This window comes from Micropepsis pineolensis (assembly GCF_055392125.1).
This window is the reverse complement of the sequence record NZ_AP042408.1, coordinates 1,820,433-1,847,070: the sequence shown is the minus strand read 5'-3', so window position 1 is coordinate 1,847,070 and position 26,638 is coordinate 1,820,433. Positions and strand designations below refer to the sequence as shown.

Annotated in this window: 22 protein-coding genes and 1 tRNA gene; 13 read left to right on the top strand and 10 right to left on the bottom strand. The window is 56.6% G+C overall.

Features of this window, described 5'->3' with window-relative positions; genetic code table 11:
- Nucleotides 1-226: 226 nt before the first annotated feature.
- On the top strand, nt 227-1,237 hold the full coding sequence (locus tag ACZ5RI_RS08250; RefSeq protein WP_464510912.1) for an efflux RND transporter periplasmic adaptor subunit: 1,011 nt from the start codon (nt 227-229) through the stop codon (nt 1,235-1,237).
- Between the two features lie 3 nt (nt 1,238-1,240).
- Entirely contained in the window at nt 1,241-4,360 is a 3,120-nt protein-coding gene (locus tag ACZ5RI_RS08245) for an efflux RND transporter permease subunit (protein WP_464510908.1), read from the top strand.
- A gap of 237 nt (nt 4,361-4,597) precedes the next feature.
- Here ACZ5RI_RS08245 and ACZ5RI_RS08240 read toward each other — a convergent pair whose 3' ends face one another.
- Entirely contained in the window at nt 4,598-5,473 is an 876-nt protein-coding gene (locus ACZ5RI_RS08240; protein WP_464510903.1) for a MipA/OmpV family protein, read from the bottom strand.
- Nucleotides 5,474-5,644: 171 nt separating this feature from the next.
- On the opposite strand from ACZ5RI_RS08240, the gene ACZ5RI_RS08235 reads away from it, so the two are divergent.
- Together ACZ5RI_RS08235 and ACZ5RI_RS08230 are read left to right on the top strand one after the other, a co-directional pair.
- Complete coding sequence (locus ACZ5RI_RS08235) at nt 5,645-6,367, top strand: response regulator (RefSeq protein ID WP_464510899.1); 723 nt, start codon at nt 5,645-5,647, stop codon at nt 6,365-6,367.
- A complete protein-coding gene (locus ACZ5RI_RS08230) occupies nt 6,364-7,776 on the top strand; it encodes a sensor histidine kinase (protein WP_464510895.1) in 1,413 nt (470 codons plus the stop codon). The genes ACZ5RI_RS08235 and ACZ5RI_RS08230 overlap by 4 nt, the downstream gene beginning before the upstream one ends.
- 131 nt (nt 7,777-7,907) lie before the next feature.
- Here the strand turns inward: ACZ5RI_RS08230 and ACZ5RI_RS08225 are convergent, their stop codons facing one another.
- Complete coding sequence (locus tag ACZ5RI_RS08225) at nt 7,908-8,963, bottom strand: HipA domain-containing protein (RefSeq protein ID WP_464510891.1); 1,056 nt, start codon at nt 8,961-8,963, stop codon at nt 7,908-7,910.
- A 119-nt stretch (nt 8,964-9,082) separates the two neighbouring features.
- Between ACZ5RI_RS08225 and ACZ5RI_RS08220 the strand changes: the two genes are divergently transcribed.
- Both ACZ5RI_RS08220 and ACZ5RI_RS08215 read left to right on the top strand, forming a co-directional pair.
- On the top strand, nt 9,083-9,478 hold the full coding sequence (locus tag ACZ5RI_RS08220; protein ID WP_464510887.1) for a helix-turn-helix domain-containing protein: 396 nt from the start codon (nt 9,083-9,085) through the stop codon (nt 9,476-9,478).
- Between the two features lie 1,258 nt (nt 9,479-10,736).
- Nucleotides 10,737-11,639 carry a tyrosine-type recombinase/integrase gene (locus tag ACZ5RI_RS08215; RefSeq protein ID WP_464510882.1) on the top strand — a complete coding sequence of 301 codons (903 nt, stop codon included), beginning with the start codon at nt 10,737-10,739 and terminating at the stop codon, nt 11,637-11,639.
- Nucleotides 11,640-11,706: 67 nt separating this feature from the next.
- On the opposite strand, the gene ACZ5RI_RS08210 is transcribed toward ACZ5RI_RS08215, so the two are convergent.
- The 8 genes from ACZ5RI_RS08210 to ACZ5RI_RS08175 all read right to left on the bottom strand — a co-directional run bounded on the left by ACZ5RI_RS08210 (nt 11,707) and on the right by ACZ5RI_RS08175 (nt 20,061).
- Nucleotides 11,707-11,781 (bottom strand) — tRNA-Glu (locus ACZ5RI_RS08210).
- Nucleotides 11,782-11,900: 119 nt separating this feature from the next.
- Nucleotides 11,901-13,676, bottom strand: coding sequence for a single-stranded-DNA-specific exonuclease RecJ (gene recJ, locus ACZ5RI_RS08205; RefSeq protein ID WP_464510878.1), 1,776 nt, complete (start codon nt 13,674-13,676; stop codon nt 11,901-11,903).
- Between the two features lie 3 nt (nt 13,677-13,679).
- Nucleotides 13,680-14,963 (bottom strand): homoserine dehydrogenase, encoded by a 1,284-nt coding sequence (locus ACZ5RI_RS08200; protein ID WP_464510874.1) that lies wholly within the window; start codon nt 14,961-14,963, stop codon nt 13,680-13,682.
- A complete protein-coding gene (locus ACZ5RI_RS08195; RefSeq protein ID WP_464510870.1) occupies nt 14,960-16,174 on the bottom strand; it encodes an LL-diaminopimelate aminotransferase in 1,215 nt (404 codons plus the stop codon). Before ACZ5RI_RS08195 ends, ACZ5RI_RS08200 begins: the two co-directional genes overlap by 4 nt.
- Nucleotides 16,175-16,361: 187 nt before the next feature.
- Nucleotides 16,362-17,630, bottom strand: coding sequence for an OmpA family protein (locus ACZ5RI_RS08190; protein ID WP_464510866.1), 1,269 nt, complete (start codon nt 17,628-17,630; stop codon nt 16,362-16,364).
- A gap of 174 nt (nt 17,631-17,804) precedes the next feature.
- Nucleotides 17,805-18,749, bottom strand: coding sequence for an N-acetyl-gamma-glutamyl-phosphate reductase (argC, locus tag ACZ5RI_RS08185; RefSeq protein ID WP_464510862.1), 945 nt, complete (start codon nt 18,747-18,749; stop codon nt 17,805-17,807).
- Between the two features lie 196 nt (nt 18,750-18,945).
- Nucleotides 18,946-19,413 (bottom strand): preQ(1) synthase, encoded by a 468-nt coding sequence (queF, locus tag ACZ5RI_RS08180; RefSeq protein WP_464510858.1) that lies wholly within the window; start codon nt 19,411-19,413, stop codon nt 18,946-18,948.
- Nucleotides 19,414-19,509: 96 nt separating this feature from the next.
- Nucleotides 19,510-20,061, bottom strand: coding sequence for a peroxiredoxin (locus ACZ5RI_RS08175; RefSeq protein ID WP_464510854.1), 552 nt, complete (start codon nt 20,059-20,061; stop codon nt 19,510-19,512).
- Between the two features lie 145 nt (nt 20,062-20,206).
- On the opposite strand from ACZ5RI_RS08175, the gene lepB reads away from it, so the two are divergent.
- From lepB to atpC, 7 genes are all read left to right on the top strand, one after another.
- Nucleotides 20,207-21,016, top strand: a complete 810-nt coding sequence (gene lepB / locus ACZ5RI_RS08170) for a signal peptidase I (protein WP_464510850.1) — start codon at nt 20,207-20,209, stop codon at nt 21,014-21,016.
- Between the two features lie 210 nt (nt 21,017-21,226).
- Nucleotides 21,227-21,781: a F0F1 ATP synthase subunit delta gene (locus ACZ5RI_RS08165; RefSeq protein ID WP_464510845.1), complete on the top strand. Its 555-nt coding sequence runs from the start codon at nt 21,227-21,229 to the stop codon at nt 21,779-21,781.
- Between the two features lie 76 nt (nt 21,782-21,857).
- Complete coding sequence (gene atpA / locus ACZ5RI_RS08160) at nt 21,858-23,390, top strand: F0F1 ATP synthase subunit alpha (protein WP_464510842.1); 1,533 nt, start codon at nt 21,858-21,860, stop codon at nt 23,388-23,390.
- Nucleotides 23,390-24,265, top strand: a complete 876-nt coding sequence (locus tag ACZ5RI_RS08155) for a F0F1 ATP synthase subunit gamma (RefSeq protein WP_464510838.1) — start codon at nt 23,390-23,392, stop codon at nt 24,263-24,265. The genes atpA and ACZ5RI_RS08155 overlap by 1 nt, the downstream gene beginning before the upstream one ends.
- 15 nt (nt 24,266-24,280) lie before the next feature.
- Nucleotides 24,281-24,694, top strand: a complete 414-nt coding sequence (locus ACZ5RI_RS08150) for an organic hydroperoxide resistance protein (RefSeq protein WP_464510834.1) — start codon at nt 24,281-24,283, stop codon at nt 24,692-24,694.
- 23 nt (nt 24,695-24,717) lie between these two features.
- On the top strand, nt 24,718-26,160 hold the full coding sequence (atpD, locus tag ACZ5RI_RS08145) for a F0F1 ATP synthase subunit beta (protein WP_464510830.1): 1,443 nt from the start codon (nt 24,718-24,720) through the stop codon (nt 26,158-26,160).
- Between the two features lie 55 nt (nt 26,161-26,215).
- Nucleotides 26,216-26,512 (top strand): ATP synthase F1 subunit epsilon, encoded by a 297-nt coding sequence (gene atpC, locus ACZ5RI_RS08140; protein WP_464510826.1) that lies wholly within the window; start codon nt 26,216-26,218, stop codon nt 26,510-26,512.
- Nucleotides 26,513-26,638: the final 126 nt, after the last annotated feature.

The window sequence follows — 26,638 nt, the reverse complement described above, 5'->3', positions numbered from 1 at the left end:
GGTCATTTGCAATGCTCGTCAGGATTCTTTTATGACAATCAAAACACGCTCTCTTTGGGGGGCACAGAAGCTGCGCGCACTTCATGCCCGCGCCTGTAAAAAACCGTACCACTCGGCCGCAGTATCTGTGCTTGCGCTACTTCTGATCGCAGGCGCATTCGTACTGTTCAACCACACAACGCCCAGTCAGCCACCCCCACCAACAAATGCCGAAAATTCCAGTCGGGTGGTCTTAACGGCAGAGCAACGCCGTGCAGCCGGCATCATCGTCTCGCCGCTTGCCCGCAGCACACTGCCGCCGGTCATCCGCGCCCCGGCAGAAGTGCGCACCAACGACTACATCACCAAGACGGTCGGGCCACGCATCACCGCCACGGTGATGAAGCGGCATGCCAGACTGGGGGACGTAGTGGCCCAGGGACAAATTCTGGTGACGCTCTATAGTCAGGGTATGGCCGAGGCGCAAAGCGGCTATGTTTTGGCCGAGCGTGATCTGACCCGCTACCGTCGCCTCCATGAAACCGCGGCAATTTCCCAAAAAGACTTCGATCAGGCGCAATCAAACCGGCAGCAATATTATGGAAAACTTCTCAGTTACGGCCTGACACCAGCGCAGATCACCGCGCTATCCCGCAAAGGTCTGGCCAACAGCGCCACCGGTCAGTTCGATCTGGTCGCTCCCATCGGCGGAACCATCACAAAAGATGATTTTCGTGAAGGCGATGTGATCGTGGTCGAACAGGAAAGCCGACCACTGTTCGAAATTACTGATCCGAAAAACATCTGGGTCGAGGCACGGCTGGCCCCGTCGCTGGCGCAAAGCGTCGGCGCAAACGACGCACGGGTGATTGTGGGTGGACAGGTTCGCCGCGCACGAATTCTGCAAACCGGGAGCATTGTCGACGAAAGCACCCGGACGGTTCTGGTTCGACTGGCCATTGATAATGCAGACCTGCTGCTCAAGCCCGGTCAGTTCGTCGATGTCGAGCTGATTGGCAAAGCAGAACCAGTCATAAGTGTGCCAACAGATGCGGTGTTACGCGACGGCGCGGGCAACTGGGTTGTCTATGTTGAAGACAATGATGGCGGGTTTGAACCAAAGCGTGTGACGCTGCGCTATACTGTGGGCGAACGCACCACCATTGATGGTTTGGCCGAAGGGGTTCGCGTCGTCACATCCGGTGCATTTTTCGTGCATTCCGAAGCGCAAAAATCTTCCTTTGCGGGCGAGGACTGAGCCATGCTGGACCGTATTGTACGTGCGAGCATCGTCAATCGACTGCTCGTAGTTCTCGGCATATTGGGGTTGGCGATTGCAGCCCTGATCTTCATTCCACGTCTCAACCTGGATGCATTCCCCGATGTCACCTCGGTTCAGGTGGTGGTTAACACCGAAGCCAAGGGATTGGCGGCGGCCGAGGTAGAACAACTCATCACCTATCCGGTGGAAGCCTCGATGTACGGCCTGCCTGGTGTCGAACAGGTCCGCTCGACCTCGATGACCGGGCTTTCCGTCGTCACCGTGGTTTTCAAGGAAGGCACGGATATCTATTTCGCCCGGCAACAGGTTTTCCAGCAACTTCAGAATGCCAAGGAAAACATTCCGAAACAGGCCGGTACGCCGGAAATCGGCCCCAACTCATCGGGCCTCGGCGAAGTTCTGTACTATACGCTCTATTCCCAAGTTCCTGGCCAGTATGACGGCATGGCACTGCGCAGCATCAACGACTGGGTTGTCAAACAACTGCTGAAACCCGCCGATGGTGTGACCGACGTGCTATCCTTCGGTGGATCTGTGCGACAATATCAGGTCAATCTCGATCCCTCGAAACTCCTGGCCTACAAACTCTCCATCAAAGAGGTGCAGGAGGCGCTGGAGAAAAATAACCGCAATGCTGGCGGCTGGTATCAGGATCGCGGCGCCGAACAACTTGTTATTCGCGGCGTAGGCTGGATGCGGCCGGGGGCGCAGGGACTGGATGACGTTGCTAACACGCCGGTCAGGGAAGCAGACGGCAATGTAATCCGCGTGCGGGATCTGGGACAGACGGCTTTCGGCGGCGAAATCCGCCAGGGCGCTACCATGCTGACCTTGCGCGACAAAGCCGGTCACCCCAGACAGATGGGCGAGGTTGTAACCGGTATTGTTCTCAAGCGCATTGGTGCCAATACCAATGCCACCATCAACAGCGTGCGTGATCGCCTGCCCATGGTCGAAAAAGCCTTGCCACCGGGCGTCAGGCTTAAGGTGGTTCACGATCAGTCATCCTTGGTGCATAAGGCGGTTGGCACCGTCACCAAGGCCCTGATGGAAGCCTTCGTACTGATTGTTATTGTGCTGATTGCGTTTCTGATGAACCTGCGGGCAGCGTTTCTGGTGTTGCTGTCGGTGCCAATTTCCATTGTCGCCGCACTAATCGCCATGGCGCTATTCGGCATTTCTGCCAATTTGATGTCGCTCGGCGGACTGGCCATCGCCATTGGTATGATAGTGGACGGTTCCGTTGTCATGATGGAAAATATTTTCACCCGCCTATCCGGTCCGGGCGCGCTGGATTGGCGCGAGCGCATCGAAATAGCCGCGCGCGAGGTTGCCAGACCGGTCTTCTTCGCCGTGCTGATTATCATCATTGTCTTTGCGCCGCTGTTCAGCCTTGAGGGCGTCGAAGGCAAGATGTTTCAGCCGATGGCTCAGAGCATCGTCTTTGGTCTTCTGGCGTCGCTGGTTGTTGCACTGGTGGTCATCCCTGCGCTCGCCAGTTTCTTCTTTAAAGGCGAGGTTCATCACCGAGAAAGCCCTGTGCTGCGGCCTATCGAGCGTTTCTATCGCCACGTCCTGGTCTGGATCAGGCCCCGGCGCAAGCTGGTGATCGGATCGGCGGTTGGGGCTCTTGTTGCCACCCTAGCGCTGGTTCCATTCCTCGGTACGGAATTTGTCCCCGATCTGAAGGAAGGGACCATGGCCGTCCGTGTAACGCTGGCACCATCGGCCAGTCTCAAAACCTCACTTGATCTGGCACCCAAGATCGCCGCCAAGCTGATGGAATTTCCTGAAGTAACCTATGCCTTAAGCCGCACGGGCCGGGCTGAAGTGGGCGGCGACCCCGAGCAGGTCAACAACACCGAAATTCTGGTTGGTCTGAAGCCGGAAAGTGACTGGACAAGCGCTAAAAATCTGGAGGATCTGCGGGCAAAAATGGAAGAGGCGCTATCGTTCTACCCCGGTGTGCAATTGTCCTTCTCGCAACCCATTGCCACACGCGTGGACGAGCTTATCTCGGGCGTCAAGGCGGACCTTGCCATTAAGCTGTTTGGCCCCGATTTAGGCGTTCTGGAAAAGAAGGGACGCGAAATCGAAGCGCTGGCCCGTGGGACCAAAGGCACCGCCGATGTGGCGATGGAACAAATCGCTGGCGAAGCACAGCTGACCATTACACCTAACCGGGATGTTCTGGATCGTTATGGTATCGCGGTCGGGGATGTGATGGATGTGGTGGAAAATGCCATTGGCGGCACAGCGGCAGGTCAGATCATCAATGGCAACGAACGCTATGATGTTTATGTCCGGTTGGCAGAATCCTACCGCAGCAGCCCGGAAGCAATCCGCGATCTGATACTAAAAGCGCCCAACGGAGCTCTGGTGCGCTTGGGCGATGTGGCGAAAGTCGAGATAGTCAATGGCCCACCGCAGATCCGCCGCGACGATGTTCAGCGCCGCGTGGTGATACAGGCCAATGTCGAAGGCCGCGACATGGGCGGCCTAGTCACCGAACTGAAGTCGAAAATCGACACCGAGGTCAAGCTGCCACCGGGCTACAGCGTGGTGTTTGGCGGGCAGTTTGAGAACCAGCAACGCGCCATGACACGCCTGATGATTGTGGTGCCACTGTCTTTAGGGCTGATCTTCCTGCTGCTCTATTTTGCCTTTCACTCGGTCGGTCAAGCCATGCTGATTATGATCAACGTTCCGCTGGCCATGATCGGTGGGATCGTGGCGCTGTTCATCACCGGAACCTACCTTTCCGTACCGGGCTCCATCGGGTTCATCGCGCTGTTCGGTGTGGCCGTTTTGAACGGCGTCGTCATGGTCAGCGCAATCAACCGCAACGTTGCGGACGGAATGGCGATGCAGAAGGCCATCGAAGCCGGGGCGCAGTCACGTCTGCGGCCCGTACTGATGACTGCCTGTATCGCCGCACTGGGACTGGTACCACTGCTATTATCAAGCGGTGTCGGTGCTGAGGTGCAACGGCCTCTTGCAACGGTCGTTATTGGCGGACTTATCACCTCGACCCTGCTCACGCTGGTTGTACTGCCTTCGACCTATGCCTGGCTGTCACGACAAAAGGATGACGCATAAGACTGAAATGGAACACGGGCGGCTGCGCTAGCAACCGCCCGTGTATGCCAATTAGGATGCGCAGATGGGAAGCGCGGGATAAGCGCGTCAGGGGGGTGCTCCATCCAGGCGGGACAATCCTAATGACATTCGTTGCCTACCCAAGGGAAAATCATGCTGAGGCGGCAGTAACAGCGTTAACAGCGTTTCAAGTACACACGCTTCAAACTGCTATTATGATTAGCAACAAGCATAAGATCAGAAATGGTAGCCTACAGCCGTCATAACCATCATACCGGTATCGGAAAAACTGATCGGACTTTTTTTCGCATCACCAAGAAGCTGGGTAGCAGTAAAGTCAGTACTCGTAAACCAATGACGATTGAATGCGTAGGTTAGTGTAATTCCACCGTTAACGTCCCGCATTCCGGCTTTAGTATCAAACTCTGCAAATGCGGATTTGGAAGACTGCTGGGCCGTCACGCCGTAATAGGTCTGCATATATTTGCTATCGGCCCAGTTGGCTCCGGCATGCGGCGTCAAGGTCAAGCCGCTTCCAAGCTGAAGTGGTGCTGAGGCCCCGAAATTTACGACAATACCCTTATTCTGTGAGCCCTCGTATTTGACCCCAGAAACCATAAAATTAATACTCGACAGCTGATAGGATGCGAATACTTTTAATCCAGGGGAGAGATCGATCTTGCCCAATCCTTTCAGGCGCTCATCACCCGTTGTAAAAGAAATGGTATTAACATGGCTGGTGTCTCTGCCGGGATCAATGACTAGTCCGGTACCAATCCGAAAATTATCGTGATGCCAATAAAGACTGAGCCCTTCATATCCGAGTGAAACCATGTCGTTCCATTTGATGTTAATCAATGGTAGCGGTGCGATGGTGTAACGGTCGCTTCCACTGAACGTTGGTCGTGCCATGGTCCCCGCGCCGAGTGACACGTCCCAAGTTTTTGCGGTTACATTATTATCGTCAGCATTGGCCCCGCCCACCACACACACAGTACAGAACATCGCCCCCAAAAGGCGGCCCCACGCGCCACTTCCCGCCATACGAGAAACCTGATAGGTACCCTTGCGGTACATTTGCGAAACGCGTTTAACATCGTTTTGTCGTGACATCTGGCTTCCTATGGAAAAATGGTTCACCTTTAGTCAAAGTTAAAGAAGGAACCTGAATGGCGTATGTCCCGATTGTTTCCGGTCTGAAACATTATGACATTCCGAAATAACGCGACAAAAACCGCACACATGCGGACATGGCTGCCCTGCTATATGTAGAGAATGACCGATATGCCCAACATTCTAATTGTCGACGATGATGAAGACATTCGCTCCCTGTTGACCAATTTTTTTCAACGGCATTCTCATGCGGTTACAACGGCAAAGAATGAGAATGAAATGTTCGCTGCCGTGGAGACACAGTCGATCGATATCATTATTTTAGACCTGATGTTACAAGGGGAAGACGGTTTTGACTTGTGCAAAAAGTTGCGCACAAAGTCGCGTGTTCCAGTCATTATGCTAACGGCAATGAGCGACTATACCGATCGCGTAGTTGGCCTTGAAGTCGGCGCAGATGACTATGTGACAAAACCTTTCGACCAACGCGAACTACTCGCCCGGATTAAAGCCGTGCTTCGGCGGACGGGTGAAACCGTTTCCACAGCCACTTTGGAAAAGGCACGTCCCAAGCTTTATTTCGGTAAATGGTGCCTCGACGTAGCCCGCCGTGAACTTTTAGCTGGCGACGAAACACTGGTATTCCTAACAGGTGGGGAATTTGATTTACTTTTATCCTTTGTCGAAAACCCACAGCACGTCCTTACACGGGACCAACTTCTTGATGCACGGGGCTTAACCTATGCCCCCTATGATGCCCCCTTTGATCGCACCATTGACGTTCAGGTGAGCCGTCTTCGGCGAAAGCTAGAAGATGATCCTAAGGCGCCATCGATTATCCGCACGATCCGCAACGGGGGCTATATGTTCACCTTGAAGGTCACCTCCCGATGACATGGAAGCCACAGGACACCATCGCCTGGCGTTTTGGCCTCACAATAGCAACCGCGCTAGTTGTAACCTGTATCCTGATTGGTCTTTTTTACGTTTTGGGTGGTATCTGGGCGAGACCGCCAAACGACCCAGCGGCGCAGCTTGATGGCGCGACAGCGACCATACAAATCATCGAATCCACTCCGCTGGACCTGCGCAGCAGGCTTGCGGAAACAGTAAACACACGAACTTACCGGACACAATGGTATGCAAGTGGGAGCAATGTATCGCATTGGCTGAACAAACATAGTCATAAGAGCAAATACTCAAAATCGAAAGAACTTACGGACTTTTCCGATTATCTGAAGCGGACTGCAGTAGCCGTAACGCCGAATGACCCCCTTTATCATTCTCCTGATTTCCCTCTGCGAACAAGCCAATACCCGAGTGCCTATTATTTTGCCGTAAAATTGAAAGATGGCAGTTGGCTCGTCTTCATGGGCTATGGCCGTTATTGGGGACTTAGCCAATCTCAGAGACTGGGCGTATGGATGGTCTTTCTTCTTCTTGCTGTCATTGGTGTCTCCGTCTTCACCACAAGACTCATCTCCAGACCGATTAAACAGTTCGCCAACGCCGTAAGGCTGCGTGGCATTGATTTGCAGGCATTACAGATTAAGGAAGTTGGTCCACAGGAACTCCGAGAGGTAGTTGCGGCCTTCAATGAAATGCAATTAAAAATCCAAGAATTTATCGCATATCGTACCGATATGCTGGCAGCAATTTCACACGACCTGCGCACGCCCCTAACCCGCATGCGCTTGCGCGGGGAATATATCGAAGACCGGGGACAGCGGGATCGGCTGTTCCAAGACGTTCAAGAAATGCAGACAATGATCGACGGCGCTTTGACATTCTTCCGCAACGACATCGATGAAGAAGTCCCAAGAACTTTCGACTTGGCAGAGATTTTACAAACTATCGTCGATGATTTTGCGGATCAGGGTATCGAGGTAACCTACACCGGGATACCTCATTGCGTTTACAGCGGGCGTCCCATTGCCCTGAAACGTGCCTTTACCAATCTGATCGAAAATGCTGTCAAATACGCAACGCCGCCAGATGTCGAACTTGTCGTTACGGATAAAACGGTTTCTATAGAGGTCCGGGACTGTGGTCCTGGAATTCCAGTTGCAGAACTGGAAAAGGTATTCCAGCCGTTTTATCGGTTGGAAAAATCGCGCAACCGAATGAGTGGCGGCGTTGGTCTCGGTCTCACAGCAGCCCAGGCAGTCATACGCGGACATGACGGCACATTGCACATCCACAACCGTTCACAGGGCGGCCTTGAAGCTATCGTTACGTTACAACGAACTTTATACAATGCAGATCCCATCAGAATAAAAACGACTCCGGAAGATCATTTCTGATTTTGGCGTTATAACAAATTGTATATAGCCGTGATACGGCAAGTCCTGTTGTGGGAGCATGAGTTTATCACAAATTTACCTACCATTTTTAGCTTATCGTATACCTTTAAGAAGCAATGGAAAACATTATATCAGATGTATAACCCAGCTCGCTCACTGGCCAAAAGACTAAGTCGAGCACGGACACCGCCAATAATGGAGTCTGCAATTGGCGCCGGAAAATCCACTGGCAATTCAGATAGTGTTTTATGGAGAGCAGCTTCCCCCATAGCCAGCACTTCGTCGATGATCACCAGCGCCCCACCGACACCGGCCATCTCGGCACTTTGCACGAAATGCCGTCCCATGATGGTATTAAAAACATAATGCCGTTTGGCACCAAACGACATCGCCATCTTCATCTTGTTCAGGCGAATTTGCCCGGCACCAACACTCGGCTGGGCCGATACTACGTCGTACAGTGGCGACAGACGGAAACCACCACCTGGCAACAGGATCAGGCTGAAATTCTTGGCATGCCCATCTGTTGCCCCTAGCAGCCAAAATACGATTTGGGCTTTAAGGAACAGTTGTCGATCAGCGGAAACATCGTCACTGCCCGACAATAACTTCAAGATAGAAACAACACCTGGGCCACCATCACTTTCATATTTCTGCGTCCATGGAACGGAAAGTGCCTGGCAGCAATTCTCCTGAGGCACTCGTAAAAGCCGTTTACCCTTGGTCAAAATGCGGTCGAACCGCTCGACCACCAGTACGCGCTTTCCCTCAAATGTCACCATTTCAACCGCAGCACTGGAGCACCCCATAGCTTGGGTAAACTTCAAACAGAGATATTCATTTTCGACCGACCGGGTCAGATCAATGCCGCCTGGTAGTCTGCCAATCTGGGGTTTGAAAATATGCGTGGTCGGTGTTGTTCCTGCTGGTAGCAGCCATTTTCCATTATGGCGAAGCAGCGCGGTCTTCTCCTGTGCCCCAGCCAGCGAGATCCGAAAGTCATTATCCCGATCCACGCCAAGTGGATTACGGGCTAGGTTGTTACTGATTTCGGCGATCTCATCATTGCTGACAACACGTCCCGCGATCACGCCCGCACACCAAAAATCGAATGGCTGCCACACGCATTGCTGCACCCGGATGATGACAAAGCGCTGGACGACGTATTCACCGGCGAGCCCGCACACTGCGCATCCAGAAATGGAAAGCCGACGCGCTCGGCCTGACCAGCAGCAAACACGAAACCGCCGCCGTCGCCGATTTATTCGGCCCGGCGGCATAACCACCACCGCACGAGGACATAAAAATGACCAGCGGCACCAACACACCGAATTCGCTCGACACCGCACTGGGTGGACGCATCCGCATGCGCCGCCTGGAAATCAACCAGACCCAAGATGATCTGGCTCACAAAATCGGGGTGACATTTCAGCAGGTGCAGAAGTACGAACACGGCGCAAACCGCGTGGGGTTTTCACGCCTGATTGAAATTGCCAAGGCGCTGAAATGCAGTGCCGCAGAACTGATCGGCCCGCTGGACGCTGACCCAGCACAGCAGCCGATATGCACGGCCCTTGCGCAGCCCGGCGCAGTCGACCTGCTCACCGGGTTCATCGCCATTCCCACACCAAGCCACCGCCAGACTGTCCTGCGCCTTGTCCGCACGCTGGCGGGAAAAGCAGACGAAAAAATAGCGGCATGAATACATATACAAATGAATCCCGTTATGTAGATCACATACGTAACTGCATAACGGGATCGAAGGTCACGACGATGTTATGCGTGTTTTTTAAGATATATTTTTGCTTGCTCTACAAAAGACGAACAGTCCTTTTGTACGCGCTCAATTTTTACAGTACCCGGACAGTTGTCCTTACCGCCCTTCCCACGATACCGCCTTCCCAATCCATTCTCAGAAACTGTGCAATTCCCCAGCCACACAGCAAAATCCTCCATTTCAGATTTTATCTGAACCGCCAATGCGATCATACCAAGATCAGGCAATTCGTGGATCCGCAATGGTGTCAAAGCGCTAGAAACATTCTCTATGAAGATAACAGGATCACTACCCCCCCTCCGGGCGGAGGAATGAAAATTGTGTCTTCAACCTCTTTAACGGCCTGTGCACCCAAAGATATGACGACCGCAACGGTTTCGAGATTCCGTCTACTTTTCGCATTATCTCTTTTTCGTATCTGAATACGCGTAATGTACCCAGTGAGAATAACCGCTATGAAAGAAGCGTAAACCTGAGCCCACCCCGCATATTTCTCATACTTACGTATCCAATCACCGCTTATTTGAAAAAGCACAATGGTGAATACAATCAGATAAACAAAAAGAGTGCGATCATAATCTTTTTCAAACCAGCACCGAACACTTCGCACACAGCGCACCAGCCAACAGCCTTCGCTACACGCCATAACATGAACCTCTCATTTCGTTCGCAACAAAGAGAATTCATTTCAGAAGACACGAACAAAATACAGAACAACCGTAACATGCAACACTTAGCCGCGTTATTGGATGGAGAAACCGTATGAGAACGGCAAGCGCCAGACAGGTATCCCCCGCCCCGGCCATAACATTACGCCCGCCAGTGCCGCGCTTTGCCCTGCGTGAAACCGAAGCCGCAGCCGCATTCGGCATAAGCCCCGGCACGTTCCACGCGCTGGTTACCGAGGGAACAATGCCTCAACCAACGTACATCAGTCCACGTATACCGCTGTGTTTTTTTTAGAACTGCAATCAGCATGGCAGGCCCTGAAAGAGCGCAGCGGACTGACCACAAGCAACCCTTGGGACGAATAAGAACTGCTGTGAAGCACGACATACCATACGTGCATAGTTATCGTGACCGTTACGGCAAGTGGCGGCATTACTATCGCTGCAGAGGTATAAATATATCACTCCCCGGCGATCCGGGGTCTCTAGAATTTACCGCTGCACTTGCAGAGGCTATGGCGCTCGCACAGATGCAGCCGTCTATAGGGGTAGCACCGCCGCGCGGGTCTCTGAAAGCCTCGTGCGAGGCTTATTATGCCTCTGCAGAATTCTCAAACCTCGCCCAGACAACGCAACGCGAAATGCGTTACGCGCTGGAAGCTATTTGCCGGGAACCAAACAAAGATGGCAGCGAACGCGGCACCAACCCTGTGGCGTTACTGGAACGCAAACACATACTGACGTGGCGCGATAAAATGAAAGATAAGCCCGGCGCAGCAAATAAAATGGTGCGTGCAATTCGCGTGCTACTGTCTTTTGCCGTAGACCGAGGAACGATTGATGAGAATCCTGCACTAGGTATTAAAATGCTGAAAACTGGGTGGTACCGGGACTGGACAGACGCCGAGCTGAAGCAATTCGAGGCGCGATGGCCACTTAGCACACTGGAACGCACAGGGTTTGCACTGGCGCTTTACACCGCTCAACGACGCGCCGATGTGGCGAAGATGAAATGGGCCGACATCGCCGGAAACAAGATTCTGGTGAAGCAACAAAAGACCGGCACCGTCATCAGCCTGCCGATCCACCCCGCACTCGCTGAGGCGATCTCTGCGGCCCCTCGGCGGGCAGAGACGATATTGACGGGGGCAGGAGGAAGGCCACTTAACCCGATCTATTTCGGCCACATCATGGCCAGCGCCATAGCTACAGCCGGGCTGCCGGATGATTGCGTGTTGCATGGGCTACGCAAGACGGCTGCCAGAATCATCGCTGAAACCGGCGGCAAGGTTTCATCCATCACCGGGCACCTTTCCGAGCAGATGGAACGCAAATATGCAAAGGATGCGGATCAGGCATTGATGGCGCAGGTGGCGATGACCAAATGGACCGCCGCGCGAGGCAAGAACAAAAGGTGAAACTGTCTAACCTTCCAGCCAGAAAGTGTCTAACCTTTTTTATTCGCCGCTAAGCCTTTGATTTTGTTGGTGCGCCCTAGGGGAGTCGAACCCCTCTTGCAAGATTGAAAATCTTGAGTCCTAACCGATAGACGAAGGGCGCTTACCGGTCCCGGGCAAGTTCGTTGCCACTTGGGAAGCCGGGCTATAAGGGTCCCTGACGAGAATGGCAAGAGGGTAAAAGCATTTTTTGTGAAATATCTGCCGTGGCTTACGTGAAGGCTAAGCGAAAGCCTGCGCAGGTGCTGCATCTTCCAGTAAAAGCTGAACTGTGACGCGCCCGTTCCATTCGTTTAACGATAACCGGCCCACCGCGTGGATGGTAGCGCCGCGTGCTTCCATCAGCTTTCGTCCCAATTCGGTATCGGCGATACGGAAGGCAATGGCGTCGATTCGACTGCCGTCGCCCCCGGCCAGCCTGAGGCGGACATGGTCCTTACCCACCACATCGGCGAAACTCACCCGCATTTCGGGCAAGGCCACCATAGGTTCCGGGGCCTCAGCACCAAAGGGGCCGATTTTGGCAATCTCACCGATTAAAGCGGGCGTTGCCGCCGGGGCTGATACCAGCGCCTCGATCGTCACGGCGTCCATCTCGGTTTCCAGCCCCCCTTCGGCAAAGCCCGCCAGCAGAAAAGCCCGTAGCGGTTCGACCTGATCGGGCTCAAGCGAGAAGCCCGCCGCCATGGCATGGCCGCCACCGGCAGTGATCACGCCCGCCTGCTGCGCCGCACGGATCAGAGCCCCGATGTTAACCCCGTGGACCGAGCGGGCGGAACCGCGCCCTACCCCACCTTCGAATCCCGCCACCAGGGCCGGTTTGTGAAACCGCTCTTTCAGCCGCCCGGCAACAATGCCGACCACACCGGGGTGCCAGCCATCGCCGGAGACCAATACAAAGGGGCTGTCAGCCTGAAGTTCGGCGGCCACCATGGCCTCGTCCAGGATCAGCTTCTCGATGGCCTGACGCTCGCGATTATGGTTGTCGAGCGCCTGGGCATAGTCAGCAGCCTGCGCCGGATCACGTGCGGTCAGAAGGTCCGCCCCCAGCCCGCAGCGCCCCACCCGGCCGCCAGCGTTAATGCGCGGCCCCAGCACAAAGCCGAGATGATAGGTGGTAAACGGGGGGACCACCCCGGCCACCGCCGCCAGCGCCGCCACACCGGGGCGCTTCATGGCCCCAAGGCGCGCCAGCCCACTTTGCACCAGCGCGCGGTTAACCCCGGTCAGAGGCACCACATCGCACACGGTGGCCAGCGCCACCAGATCCAAGGCATCGCGCAAATCCGGCTCTGCCGCGCCCTGATAGCGCCCGGCTTCGCGCAGATGACGGTTCAATGCGACCGAGAACATAAACACGATGGCGGTGGCGCATAGGTGGCCCAAGCCTGATGTGTCACCCGGCTTGTTGGGATTGACGTGGGCGTAGGCCGTGGGCGGCACCTCGCACGCGTGATGATCGAGCACCACAACATCCAGCCCGGCATCCGCCGCGGCCTGTAACGGCCCCGCCGCGCCGGCCCCACAATCAACCGTGATAACCAGCGATACACCCTCGGCCTTCAGCGTCAGCAGCGCGGGCGCATTGGGGCCATAGCCTTCCGTCATCCGGTCCGGCACATACAGCCGCGGGCGTGTTCCTACTGCCGCCAGAAAATCCGACAGCAGCGCCGCGCTGCACGAACCATCGACATCATAATCGCCATAAATGGCGATCTGCTCATTCCGGTCGAGGGCTGCGGCCACCCGCGCCACCGCCTTGTCCATATCGGCAAGGCTCAGCGGTTCGGGCAGTAATCGTTTCAGCGTCGGCTGCAGGAAATCGGCCGCGGCCTCATTGCTGACGCCACGGCCCACCAGCAGACGGGCCACAAACGGCGAAAGGCGGTGATCGCGCGCCATCGCCGCCACCACCGCCTCGTCCACATCACGCATCTGCCAGCGCCGCCCGGAGAAGGACTGCGCCACACCCAGAACCGTTGTTACACCCGCATCCAAAGGCTATTTCGCCTCCATCGCCATCAGGCAAGGCGGTGCCGACACACAGGCCAGTTTGGCAATGCCCTCCAACGCAGCGCTGACCGCGCTTTGCGTTGTCGGGTGGGTGATCATCACGATCGACACAGCACGATCCGGCGTATGGCCACGCTGCAACATGCTTTCGATCGACACGCCGGATTTGGCCATGCAGCCGGCAATATCGGCCAGCACACCCGGCATATCCTGCACCTCGACCCGGACATAGAAGGCCGATTTGGTGCTGCCCCCCGGCGCGCGCTTGAGCTTTTTCAACTGCGCGGCAGGAATACCAAAAGCGTAACCGATATTGCCCCGGGCGATATCGACGATATCGGCAACCACGGCATTGGCGGTGGGGCATTCGCCCGCGCCACGACCTTCAAAGAAGAAGTGCCCCGCTTCGTTAGCATCAGCGACCACGGCGTTCAGCACGCCATCAACATCAGCAATCGGCGTACCGGCAGCCACCATGGCGGGCTGCACGCGCATATCGATGCCTTCGTCGGTCTCTTTAGCAATGCCCAGAAGTTTGATGCGGTAACCAAATTCGCGCGCAAAGGCGATATCATCGGGCGAGATCTGTTCGATCCCCTCCACCGCCACAGCATCGAGATCCGGGGCAACGCCGAACACCAGCGCCGCCAGCAAGGCGAGCTTATGCGCAGTATCACCACCGCCAACGTCGAGCGTCGGGTTGGCTTCGGCATAGCCCAGACGCTGGGCATCTTTGAGCACATCGGCGAAAGACCGGCCGGTCTCGTCCATCTGGGTCAGGATGTAATTGCAGGTACCATTCAGAATGCCGCGCACCGCAGAAACCCCGTACACGAACAAACTTTCGCGTAAGGATTTCAGAATTGGAATGCCGCCCGCCACCGCGGCCTCAAAGCGAAGACCAACGCCATTTTCTTCGGCCAGCGCCGCCAACCGCGCACCATGGCGAGCCATCATCGCCTTATTGGCGGTGACGACATGCTTGCCGGAACGCAGTGCATTTTCCACCAGCGCCGGGGCGATACCATTTTCGCCGCCGATCAGCTCGACCACGACATCAGCATCCGACGCCACCAGCGCCTTCAGATCATCCGTCGTCTTAATCCCGGTGAAGGGAGCAAAGCACGCCTTGTTACGATCACACAGCAGGCTAACCTCAAGCGAGCGCCCGGCCCGAGCGGCCAATGCATCCTGATGAGCCAGCAGCGCCTTGACGGCACCAGCCCCGACAGTGCCGAGACCGGCAACGGCAATTTTCAGCGGTTGGTTCATTTGCCCTCATCCAACGATTTCGGCAAGGATGCAGGATCCATCGCCAGGAATTTCTTCACGTTACGCGCAGCCTGACGGATGCGATGCTCATTTTCCACCAGACCGATGCGGACATAGCCTTCGCCATATTCGCCGAACGCCACGCCGGGCGACACCGCCACCTCGGCATTGATCAGCAGCTGCTTGGAAAACTCCATCGAGCCGAGCGCCTTGTACTGATCCGGCACCGGGGCCCAGGCGAACATCGTTGCCGGCGGGGCCGGAATATTCCAGCCCGCCCGCGCCATGGTATCGACCAGCACATCGCGGCGGGACTGATAAATGCCACGAATCTCATCGACGCAATCTTGCGGCCCATTGAGTGCTGCCGAAGCCGCCACCTGAATCGGCGTAAAGGCACCGTAATCGAGGTAGGACTTGATCCGCGTCAGTGCCGCAATCAGCTTTTTGTTGCCCGCGGCATAGCCCATGCGCCAGCCCGGCATGGCATAGGTTTTGGACAGCGACATGAATTCGATGGCGACGTCCTTGGCCCCTTCGACCTGCAGGATCGAGGGCGGCGGATCGATATCAAAATAGATGTCAGCATAGGCCAGGTCGGACAGCACCCACATCTCGTGCTTCTTGGCGAATTTGACGACTTCTTTGTAGAAATCGAGGTCAACCACCTGCGCGGTCGGGTTCGACGGATAGTTCACCACCAGCGCCAGCGGCGACGGGATCGAATGGCGCGTCGCCCGGCCAATCTCGCTCAAATAGGTTTCCGGCGAGGTCGCCTGAATATGGCGGATGGCAGCCCCGGCCAGAATAAAGCCGAAGGCGTGAATCGGATAGGACGGATTAGGCACCAGCACCACATCGCCCGGCGCGGTAATCGCCGCTGCGAGGTTGGCAAAGCCTTCCTTGGAGCCGAGCGCTGCAATCACTTCCGAATCGGGATCGAGATCGACGTCAAAGCGCTTCTTGTAATAGGCGGCCATCGCACCGCGCAGGCCCTTGATGCCGCGCGAAACCGAATAGCGGTTGGTGCGGGGCGCGCGCGCCGTCTCACACAGTTTCTCGACGATATGCGGGGGCGTCGCCATATCGGGATTGCCCATGCCGAAATCGATAATGTCCTCGCCACGGGCGCGGGCCTGCGCTTTCAGCCGGTTTACTTCAGCAAATACATAAGGCGGCAACCGCTTGATGCGGTAAAATTCGGTTTCCATTTCAGAACCTATACAGTTCGCATATTGCCCCTGCTGGCGGTGCCGCACGGGGGCAGACCGTTAGCCGGTCATAACATCGATAAGCTGGTCCAATACCTACCGCGCATCGATAGCCATTGCCCCCTTCCACATAGCGCTTGCGCTGGGAAGCCGCAACCAAAGTTGCAATAAATGAGACTATCCGGGCTCAGCTCTGCAAGAAAATTTCAACGCGCCGGTTACCGTCCTCACCCTTGGGCATCGATTCAAAATAGACCGGCTGGCTGTCACCAACGGCTTCGACAAGGATTTTATCCGCCGGCACACCGGCCCGGATCAGCGCCTGCGCAGCGGCATTGGCACGGTCCTGCGACTTCTTGAAGACCAGCGCGAGATGCTTTTCGACCGGCATGTCGGGCGTACGGCTCGACGAATGACCGACAACGCGAATCACACCCTGCCCGCCCAGGGCCTTAAACTGGGCCGCAACATCGCGCACCAGGGCCTGCGCCCTGGCGTTCACTGTCACAATGTCACCCGGGAAATAAAGAACGGCAGCAGCCGAACTGGCCACTGCCGTCACATTGGAACCCGATACGGGATGATTGGCTGGTTTATCAACATAGGTGACATCTTTGGACCCCGCCCGTTTAGAGACGGGCGATCCCGCCCCACTGCCTGGTAATGGCTGGTTGGCGGCGGCCTGATACTCACGCACGATCTGTGCCGGAACGAATTCCGCAACCGAAGGGTCCAGCGGCGGCGCGCTCGAAGGCTCAAAGCCCAGCGCCGCATCACTCGGATTGACCGCAGCAGCCCTCACGACCGATTTCTTAGTAACATTTTTCGCCACCTTAACCGCAGCCTGGGCCTTAACCGGTGCAACCGCACTAAGCGGCGCAGCGTCAACCGGCGCGGCCTCAACCGAAGCCGCCTTGACGGCAGGCTTGGCCGCAACCGGCTTTACCACCGCAACCGTGGTCGGCTTGGCCGACTGGGCGGGCATCGCCCCGGCCGGCAAAGCAGCAACATGGGTGGTATTCTTTTTGGCAGCAGACGAAGTCTGCGCCGTTGGATCGGGCAATGTCCCCGGCACAGCCGACTGGCCCACCGGTGCAGCGAAAACCGACTTATCCTTGGCCACCGGTTCGGCGGCAGGGGCTGGCGCCGCATCTGCGGCCGGAGCCGCAGCCGGAACAACGGCCGCCGTTTTCGTCGCTGGCGCCGCGGGCGGCGGCGGTGGCGCAGCGGTATCATCACCACCACGCAGCGCATCAGCGCTATACTGAGAATTCTTCATATCGGCGGTCAGCGAATCCGCCAGAGGCTGGGTCGCGGCATTACCGGTCGTCGGCTTATCGGGCAGATTCGCCAGATCGGGCGACGCCGGTACCGGTGTGGCAGGATCGCCCCCCATCCATTCGGGCAGAACAGAGCAAGCACCCAATCCGGCTGTCACCACCATAACCGCGGTCACACCTAAGAGCTTCCGGATAAAACGTTTCTGATACAGGCCCTGCATATCTCTTAGACTCCCTGAGTCACGCATATGGGTGAACTGCCCACCTTAACCCATATACAGACCGGCTAAATTCTACAAGTATTTCGCATCGGTCAAAGCTGTCTCAACCTGTCCCAAATGCCGTTTTGCTCAAGCCAGCCCTTCGTCGGGCGCCAGACCGGCCATAATATTAAGGTTCTGCAACGCCGCGCCACAGGCACCCTTACCGAGATTATCCAACACCGCCACCAGACGGACCAGACCGGTATCCTTGTTGCCGCACACATAAATTTTAAGCCGGTCGGTATTCTTCATACTCTCGGCATCAAGGGTTTTGAGCGCTATGACCTCATCCGGGCTGGCGACCGATACCATAGGCTGGCCCTGATAGGCCGCTTCCATCACCGACTGAATGTCATCCGGGCTGGGGACGCCGTTCAGAGCCCACAAGGACAGCGGCACCTCGACCATCATGCCGCGATGAAAGCGGCCAACCGACGGGGCCATCACCGGCGGATGTTTCAGATGGGAATGGATCTGCATTTCCGGCACATGCTTGTGGGCCAGCGTATAGCCGTAGCCGCGGAACACGGTCTGCGTCGGGTTTTCGGCGCGCTCAAATTCCTCGATCATCTTCTTGCCACCGCCCGAATAGCCCGACACCGCGTTGACGCTAATCGGATAATCGGCGGGAATCAGCCCGGCGCGGGTCAAAGGCCGCATCAGGGCCAAAAAGCCGGTGGCATAGCAGCCCGGGTTACTGACCCGCTTGGCCTTCGCAATCACAGCAGCGCGGTCCGGCTCCAGCTCCGGAAAACCATAGACCCAGCCATCGGCCGTGCGATGGGCGGTCGATGCGTCAATCACCCGCACGGCTGGATTCTCGATCAGACGCACCGCGTCGCGTGCGGCGTCATCGGGCAGACACAGAATGACAATATCGGCGGCATTCAGCACACGGGCACGGGCGGCGGCGTCCTTACGCTCGGCCTCCTCCAACGTCACGATGCTAAAGCCGTCACGCCCGGCGAGGCGCTGACGAATCTCAAGCCCCGTGGTCCCAACCGCGCCATCGATGAAAATCTTCGTCGTCATGAACTGCCCTTTATTACGCTATGCAATCGGAATGGCCGACATTTGCCGTGTGAAAAACAACTTGCGCCATCATTAATCAAGCTTTTTTGATGGCGGAACCGCCAGCAACCGCCACAAGGGTGCGCCCATAAAAGACAACGCACGGCATGAGCCATGCCGTGCGCTTTATACTATGGCTTTGCGCGCCCGGCCGGTTTCAGCCGCGACCGCGATAGGGCTGCACCCCCGGCTCGGGCAGATAGGTCCCGGCGGGCAGTTTGCCGATCTGCCAGAACACGTCGATGGGAATGCCACCACGCGGATACCAGAAGCCGCAAATCCGCAAAAACTTCGGCTTGATCGCCGTCACCAGATCCTTGCCGATGGTGACCGTCGTCGCTTCGTGAAAAGCGCGGTGGTTGCGATAGCTGCACAGATACAACTTCAGCGACTTTGATTCGACGATTTTCGTCCCCGGCACATAGTCGATGACGAAATGGGCGAAATCGGGCTGACCAGTGACCGGGCACAGACAGGTGAATTCCGGCGCGGTAAACCGCACGATATAGGCGCTGTCCGGGTGCGGATTGGGCACAGCCTCCAGCACCGCCTCTTCCGGCGAGGTAGGCATCGGGCTGGCATGGCCCAATTGGGTCAGCTTTTGGGTCGGTTTCTTGGTTTTCATGTCGGCTTTCTACAACCGTGGCCGCTACGGTCAAGATTGAATATCTGCCCCGCATCCAAACCGGTTACATCCTTTGATTTATAACAAGAATCCCGGTCAGGAATGGGCTGCGTGCCACGCCTTGACCGCCTGCATGGCTTTATCGACATGCTTGTCCGGGTCCATATTGGCATAGACCATGAGGATCTTTGCCCCGGCCCCATCCGGCGCAATGACATAAGAAATCCGGTCGGCGTTATCAGAGTCGGCGAGCTTGGCGTCATAGGCGCGGATGACTTTGCCATCGGTATCCGAGACAACGGTGAACTTGCTGGCGCATTCCTCGACCGAAAACTTATCGAGAACTTCGATCTTGTCGTTGCTGACGCCGACAACCGTCGCCCCCAGTTTGGCGAAATCATCCGTCGCTTTGGCGAATTCCTGTGCCTCGTAGGTGCAGCCGCGTGTAAAAGCCTTAGGGTAAAAATAAAGTACCACGGGCCCCTTTTTCAGGGCATCGGCCAAAATAAAGTCAAAAGGCTGCCCGGCGAGCGTTGCCTTAGACGTGAAATCAGGAGCGCTTGCACCAACCGGCAGTGCCGCGTAAGCAGGAGCCGTCAGAACGAAAGCAAAGGCTACGGACCGGAGAAAAGATTGCATCTTCTTCATCCCACACTGGAGCTTCGTTTGGATAATAACTTGAAATTTAAGACAAAAAACCCAAGACTGTTTATGGGTACCGTTGTGAGCGCCAAAAATGCTTCCCGTGGACCCCATGGGGCCATAACAGTCTAAGAAATTTAAGGATTCCAGCATGACCAGCCATCCGCAGGGCGATGAACCGCAAACTGCGCCGAAAACGGGCTTAAGCGCCTTTTTTGCGCACCCCAAAGTTTGTGCCGCCTGGGATTGGCTGAAAGAACCGCTGGAAGCTGTGGTGGTGGTGTTCGTGCTGGCCACCCTGGTGGTGCAACCATTCTACGTTCCGTCGGGTTCGATGCAGCCGACGCTGGCGATTGGCGACGCTGTGCTGGCGACCAAATTTCCCTATGGCTACAGTATTTTTTCGGTTCCCTATGCCAACGGGGCCCAGAAGACTGAACGGTTGTGGGGCAGCATGCCGAAAGCCGGCGATGTTGTGGTGTTCCGTGTGCCGTTCAACACCAAGATCAGCTACGTCAAACGCGTAATCGGCCTGCCCGGCGACCGGCTGCAGATGAAAAATGGCCGTTTATGGATTAATGGTAAGGAATTACCGCTGGAACCCGCCAATACGGGTGAAGTTGAGGACGGTGCCAGCAATACCATTCCGGGACAGTTGCATCAGGTGCCCCAATTTATTGAGACCCTGCCGAACGGCTACAAGCACCCGATCTTCAAGTGGCAGTGGGATGGCGACCTCGACAACACCCCCGAAATCGTCGTTCCGCCGGGGAACCTTTTCATGATGGGCGATAACCGCGACGATTCAGCCGACAGCCGGGTGTTCGGTACCGTGCCGCTGGGCAATCTGGCTGGCCGCGCCGTTATCATTATCGGATCGGTCGATTTCTTAAACGCCGACAGTATTTTTGGCTGGATCAGCCAGTTCCGCTTCTCGCGGGTGCTCAGTCTGATACGGTAAACAATTCAGTAGTCACCGTCACCTTTACCTTGTTACCACGCCCCCCGCGACACATCGCACGGGGGGCGTATTCTTGCGCGGGCTTGTGCCGCGTGCTAAGGGCTTTAACCTAAGAAATCGGTATTCCTCCCGATAAACATTATCGGAGGCAAATCAACCGGTTATGGCACGCCGTGGCAGCACGAGCCCGGTATAGGGAACGGGAAGCAAGTGGCAGAAGAAACACATTTTTCCGGGATAGCGGGTCGTTATGCACGGGCCCTGCTGGAATTAGCTGAAGAAACAAAATCTGTAGACACCGTTGCGGCTGACTTGGCGGCACTGAAGGGCATGGTTCTGACCAGCCCGGACCTTGCCCGTTTTGTCCAGGCTCCGGTATTCAGCCGCGAAGATCAAAAGAAGGGAATGGCTGCCCTTCTCAAAGAGGCTGGCGCCTCTAAACTGACGACACAGTTTGTTCTGCTGTTGGCAGCCAAGCGCCGGCTGTTCGTGCTGATGGACGCAATCCGCGCCTTTGAAAGCCAGATCGCGAAAGAACAGGGTGTCATCGACGCCGAAGTCACGGCGGCCCGTCCGCTGGCGAATTCGGAAGTTGCCGCTCTGAAAGAGACTTTGAAAGCCACCCTGGGCCGCGAGCCCCGGCTCGACATGGCTGTCGACCCGGCGATCCTGGGCGGGCTGGTGGTCAAAGTTGGTTCACGCATGATCGACAGCTCATTGCGCACCAAATTGAACGCCATGCGCTTGGCCATGCGGGGCGCGTAAAAGTCCTGGAATTTACGACAGACGGGTCCTCATCTTAAGCGGAGAGACCCGGAACCGAGTGAAGGAACGACGAAAGATGAATATCCAACCGGCCGAAATTTCCGCCATTTTAAAGCGAGAAATACAGAATTTCGGCGCCGAAGCGGAAGTGAGCGAAGTCGGCCAAGTCTTATCGGTCGGCGACGGCATCGCCCGCGTCTATGGACTTGATAATGTCCAGGCTGGCGAAATGGTCGAATTCCCCGGCGGCATCAAGGGCATGGCCCTCAACCTGGAAACCGACAATGTCGGTGTGGTGATCTTCGGTTCCGACACCACCATCAAGGAAGGCGATACCGTCAAGCGCACCGGCACCATCGTCGACATCCCTGTCGGCAAGGCGCTGCTGGGCCGCGTGGTTGACCCGCTGGGTAACCCGATGGACGGCAAGGGCCCGATCACGGGTGCCGCTGAACGGCGCACCGTTGACGTCAAGGCCCCTGGCATCATTCCGCGTAAGTCGGTCAACGAGCCGATGCAGACCGGCCTCAAGGCCATCGACGCGCTGATTCCGATTGGCCGCGGTCAACGCGAGCTGATCATTGGTGACCGTCAGACCGGCAAGACCGCCATCGCGATCGATACCATTATCAACCAGAAGAAAATCAACCAGGGCAGCGACGAGAGCAAGAAGCTCTATTGCATCTATGTCGCCATCGGCCAGAAGCTGTCGACGGTCGCGCAGATCGTCAAGACGCTCGAAGATGCCGGCGCCATGGAATACACCACGGTGGTTTCCGCCACCGCTGCCGAACCGGCCCCGCTGCAGTATCTGGCGCCGTTTGCCGGTTGCGCCATTGGTGAATGGTTCCGTGATAACGGCATGCATGCCCTGATCATCTATGATGATCTGTCCAAGCAGGCCGTGGCCTATCGTCAGATGTCGCTGCTTCTGCGCCGTCCGCCGGGGCGTGAAGCCTATCCGGGCGACGTTTTCTATCTGCATTCTCGTTTGCTGGAACGCGCTGCGAAGCTGAACGCCGACTATGGCGCCGGTTCGCTGACCGCCCTGCCCGTCATCGAAACGCAGGCCAATGACGTCTCGGCCTACATTCCGACCAACGTGATTTCGATCACCGACGGCCAGATCTTCCTCGAAACCGATCTGTTCTATCAGGGCATTCGCCCCGCCGTGAACGTCGGTATTTCGGTGTCCCGCGTCGGCTCGTCCGCGCAGGTCAAGGCGATGAAGCAGGTTGCCGGCTCGATCAAGCTGGAACTGGCGCAGTATCGCGAAATGGCGGCCTTCGCTCAGTTCGGTTCCGACCTTGACGCCTCGACCCAGCGTTTGCTGAACCGTGGTGCCCGTCTGACCGAGCTGTTGAAGCAGCCCCAGTATCGCCCGATGCCGGTCGAAGAACAGGTTCTGTCGATCTATGCCGGTGTGAAGGGCTATCTCGATAAGCTGCCGGTCAATAAGGTCGGTGCCTTCGAGAAGGGTCTGATCGCCGCCGTTCATGCCAAGAACGAAGCTCTGTTCGAAGAAATCCGCAAGGAAGGCAAGCTTTCGCCCGAACTGGAGACCAAGCTTAAGGCTGCCATCGACGAATTCGCGAAAGATTTTGCTTAATGGCTAGTCTGAAGGCATTGCGCACGCGCATCGCCTCAGTAAAGGCGACGCGCAAGATCACCAAGGCCCAGCAGATGGTGGCAGTTTCTAAACTGCGCCGTGCAAAAGAGGCCGTGGCGGCTGCACTCCCCTATTGCGAAAAAATGAGTACGGTTATTTCCGGTCTGGCGGCCGGGGCGAAGGGTAATCCCGGCGCCCCCAAGCTGCTGGCCGGGACCGGTCGGACCGATGTGCATCTGTTGGTCGTCGCCACCGCTGATCGCGGCCTGTGCGGCGGCTTCAACACCAACATCGTTCGCTTTGCCAAGCAGAAGATCGAAGAGCTGAAAGCCGCAGGCAAGACAGTCAAGATCCTCTGCGTTGGCCGCAAAGGGCGTGATCAGCTCAAACGCCAGTATGGTGAGATGATCCTCGAGACCGTGGAATTTACCGACGTCAAACAGATTGGCTTTGCCAATGCCGATATCATCGGCCAGAAGCTGCTGAAAATGTATGACGAAGGTGCGTTCGACGTTGCCTCGATCCTCTATTCCCGTTTCAAGTCGGTCATCAGTCAGGTGCCGACGGAATTGCAACTGATCCCCGCCGCTGTCGAAGCGACGGATGCGGATAAAGCGGGTTCGGCTTACGACTATGAACCCGACGAAAACGAAATTCTCGCCGATCTCTTGCCCCGTAACGTCAGCGTACAGGTTTTCCGGGTTCTGCTGGAAAACGTCGCCGGCGAATTCGGCGCCAAGATGACCGCCATGGACGGGGCAACCCGTAATGCCGGCGAAGTCATCAATAAGCTGACGATCCTGTACAACCGGACCCGTCAGGGCAAGATCACCAACGAGCTCATCGAGATTATTTCCGGCGCGGAAGCGCTTTAAAAAAGGAGTGACGAGATGGCTTATACGACCAAAGCAGTCAGTCGTGGTGGACGCGCAGGACGTGCCGGCCTTGAAGGCGGCACTCTCGCGCTTGCGATGTCGTTCCCCAAGGAATTGGGCGGCGACGGTGAGGCTCACAATCCGGAGCAATTGTTCGCAATTGGCTATGCCGCCTGTTTCAATCAGGCGGTCATTGCCCTGTCCAAGAAGCATGGCATTGACCTTGAGACCGCAAACGCCGCCAAGGTTGGCGTGGCGGTAACGCTGGCTTCCGGCGACGACGGCTTTTCGCTGGCCGCCGAAATCACTCTCAAGGTCCCCGGCGTCGACAAGAGCAAGGCGCAGGCCCTGCTCGAAGATGCCCATCAGATGTGCCCCTATTCTAAGGCTACGCGCGGCAACATCCCTGTCACGTTGACCGCACTGTAAAAAATTCCAAGGACGCAAAAGACATGAATGCGACGACAAGCAGCAAATTGACCGGCAAAATTACCCAGGTGACCGGCGCCGTGGTGGACGTTCAGTTTGGCGATCACCTGCCGGAGATTCTTAACGCGTTGGAAACGGACAATAATGGCCACCGGCTGGTGCTTGAAGTTGCGCAGCACTTGGGCGAATCCACCGTGCGCACCATCGCCATGGACACCACCGACGGCCTGGTTCGTGGCCAGACGGTGACCGACACCGGCCTTCCGATTGCCGTGCCGGTGGGCGATGGCACGCTCGGACGTATCATCAACGTTATCGGCGAACCGGTCGACGAATGTGGCCCGGTCCAGTATGCCGAAAAGCGCCCGATCCACGCCAAAGCGCCGTCCTTTACCGAACAGTCGACAGAATCGCAGGTGCTGGTCACCGGCATTAAGGTCATTGACTTGCTCGCCCCGTATGCCCGTGGCGGTAAGATCGGCCTGTTCGGTGGCGCCGGCGTTGGCAAGACCGTTCTGATTCAGGAACTGATCAACAACATCGCCAAGAAGCATGGCGGCTATTCGGTGTTTGCCGGCGTGGGCGAGCGTACCCGCGAAGGTAATGACCTGTATCACGAAATGATCGAATCCGGCGTGAACAAAGACCCGAAGAAGGGTTCCACGGAAGGTTCGAAATGCGCGCTGGTGTTCGGCCAGATGAATGAACCGCCGGGTGCCCGCGCCCGTATCGCGCTGACCGGTCTGACCGTCTCGGAATATTTCCGCGATCAGGGTCAGGACGTGCTGTTCTTCATCGACAACATCTTCCGCTTTACCCAGGCCGGTTCCGAAGTGTCTGCCCTTTTGGGCCGTATTCCTTCGGCTGTGGGCTATCAGCCGACGCTGGCGACCGACATGGGCACCCTGCAGGAACGTATCACCACCACCACCAAGGGTTCGATCACCTCGGTGCAGGCGATTTACGTCCCGGCTGACGACTTGACCGACCCGGCGCCGGCCACCTCGTTCGCTCACTTGGACGCCACCACCACCCTGTCGCGTGCCCTGACAGAAATCGGTATTTATCCGGCCGTGGACCCGCTCGACTCGACCTCGCGCATTCTTGATCCGCGCGTTGTTGGTCAGGAACATTACGAAGTGGCCCGTCGGGTCCAGGAAACCCTGCAGAAGTATAAGTCGCTGCAGGACATCATCGCCATTCTGGGCATGGACGAGCTGTCGGAAGAAGACAAAATCGTCGTGGCTCGCGCCCGTAAGATCCAGCGCTTCCTGTCACAGCCGTTCCACGTTGCCGAAGTGTTCACCGGTATCCCCGGCGCCTTCGTCGACCTCAAAGACACGGTGCGCAGCTTCAAGGCCGTGGTCGAGGGCGAGTATGACGATCTGCCGGAAGCGGCCTTCTATATGGTTGGTACCATCGAAGAAGCCGTCGCCAAGGCCGAAAAACTCAAGACCCAGGCCTAATACATTCACCCTGCCCTCTTCCGCCACCGCGGAAGAGGGGTAGCGGACAGAAAACATGACTGACAAAATTACCTTCGATCTGGTCTCGCCGGAAAAGCTCCTGCTCTCCACCACCGCCGACATGGTCACCATTCCTGGTGCTGACGGCGATATGGGCGTGATGGCCGGCCATATGTCGCTGATCTCCACCCTGCGCCCCGGCGTTATTACGGTGAGCGGCAGCGATGACGAAGGCCGTTTTTACGTCTCTGGCGGCTTTGCCGAAGTGACGGCAGAAAAGGTCACGGTACTGGCCCAGGAAGCGCTGACGGAAGAAGAAGCCGGGCCGGAAAAGATGGCGGTGGCGAAGTAAGTAACCGTCTAAAAATTTACACACTCCCTTAACCGTTGATGGAGATAAATCTCCCTCAACGGTTTATTTTTGGCATTATTACAAATTGGAGCCCCATAACGAAAAACGGATCTTATGTTTGGCTTA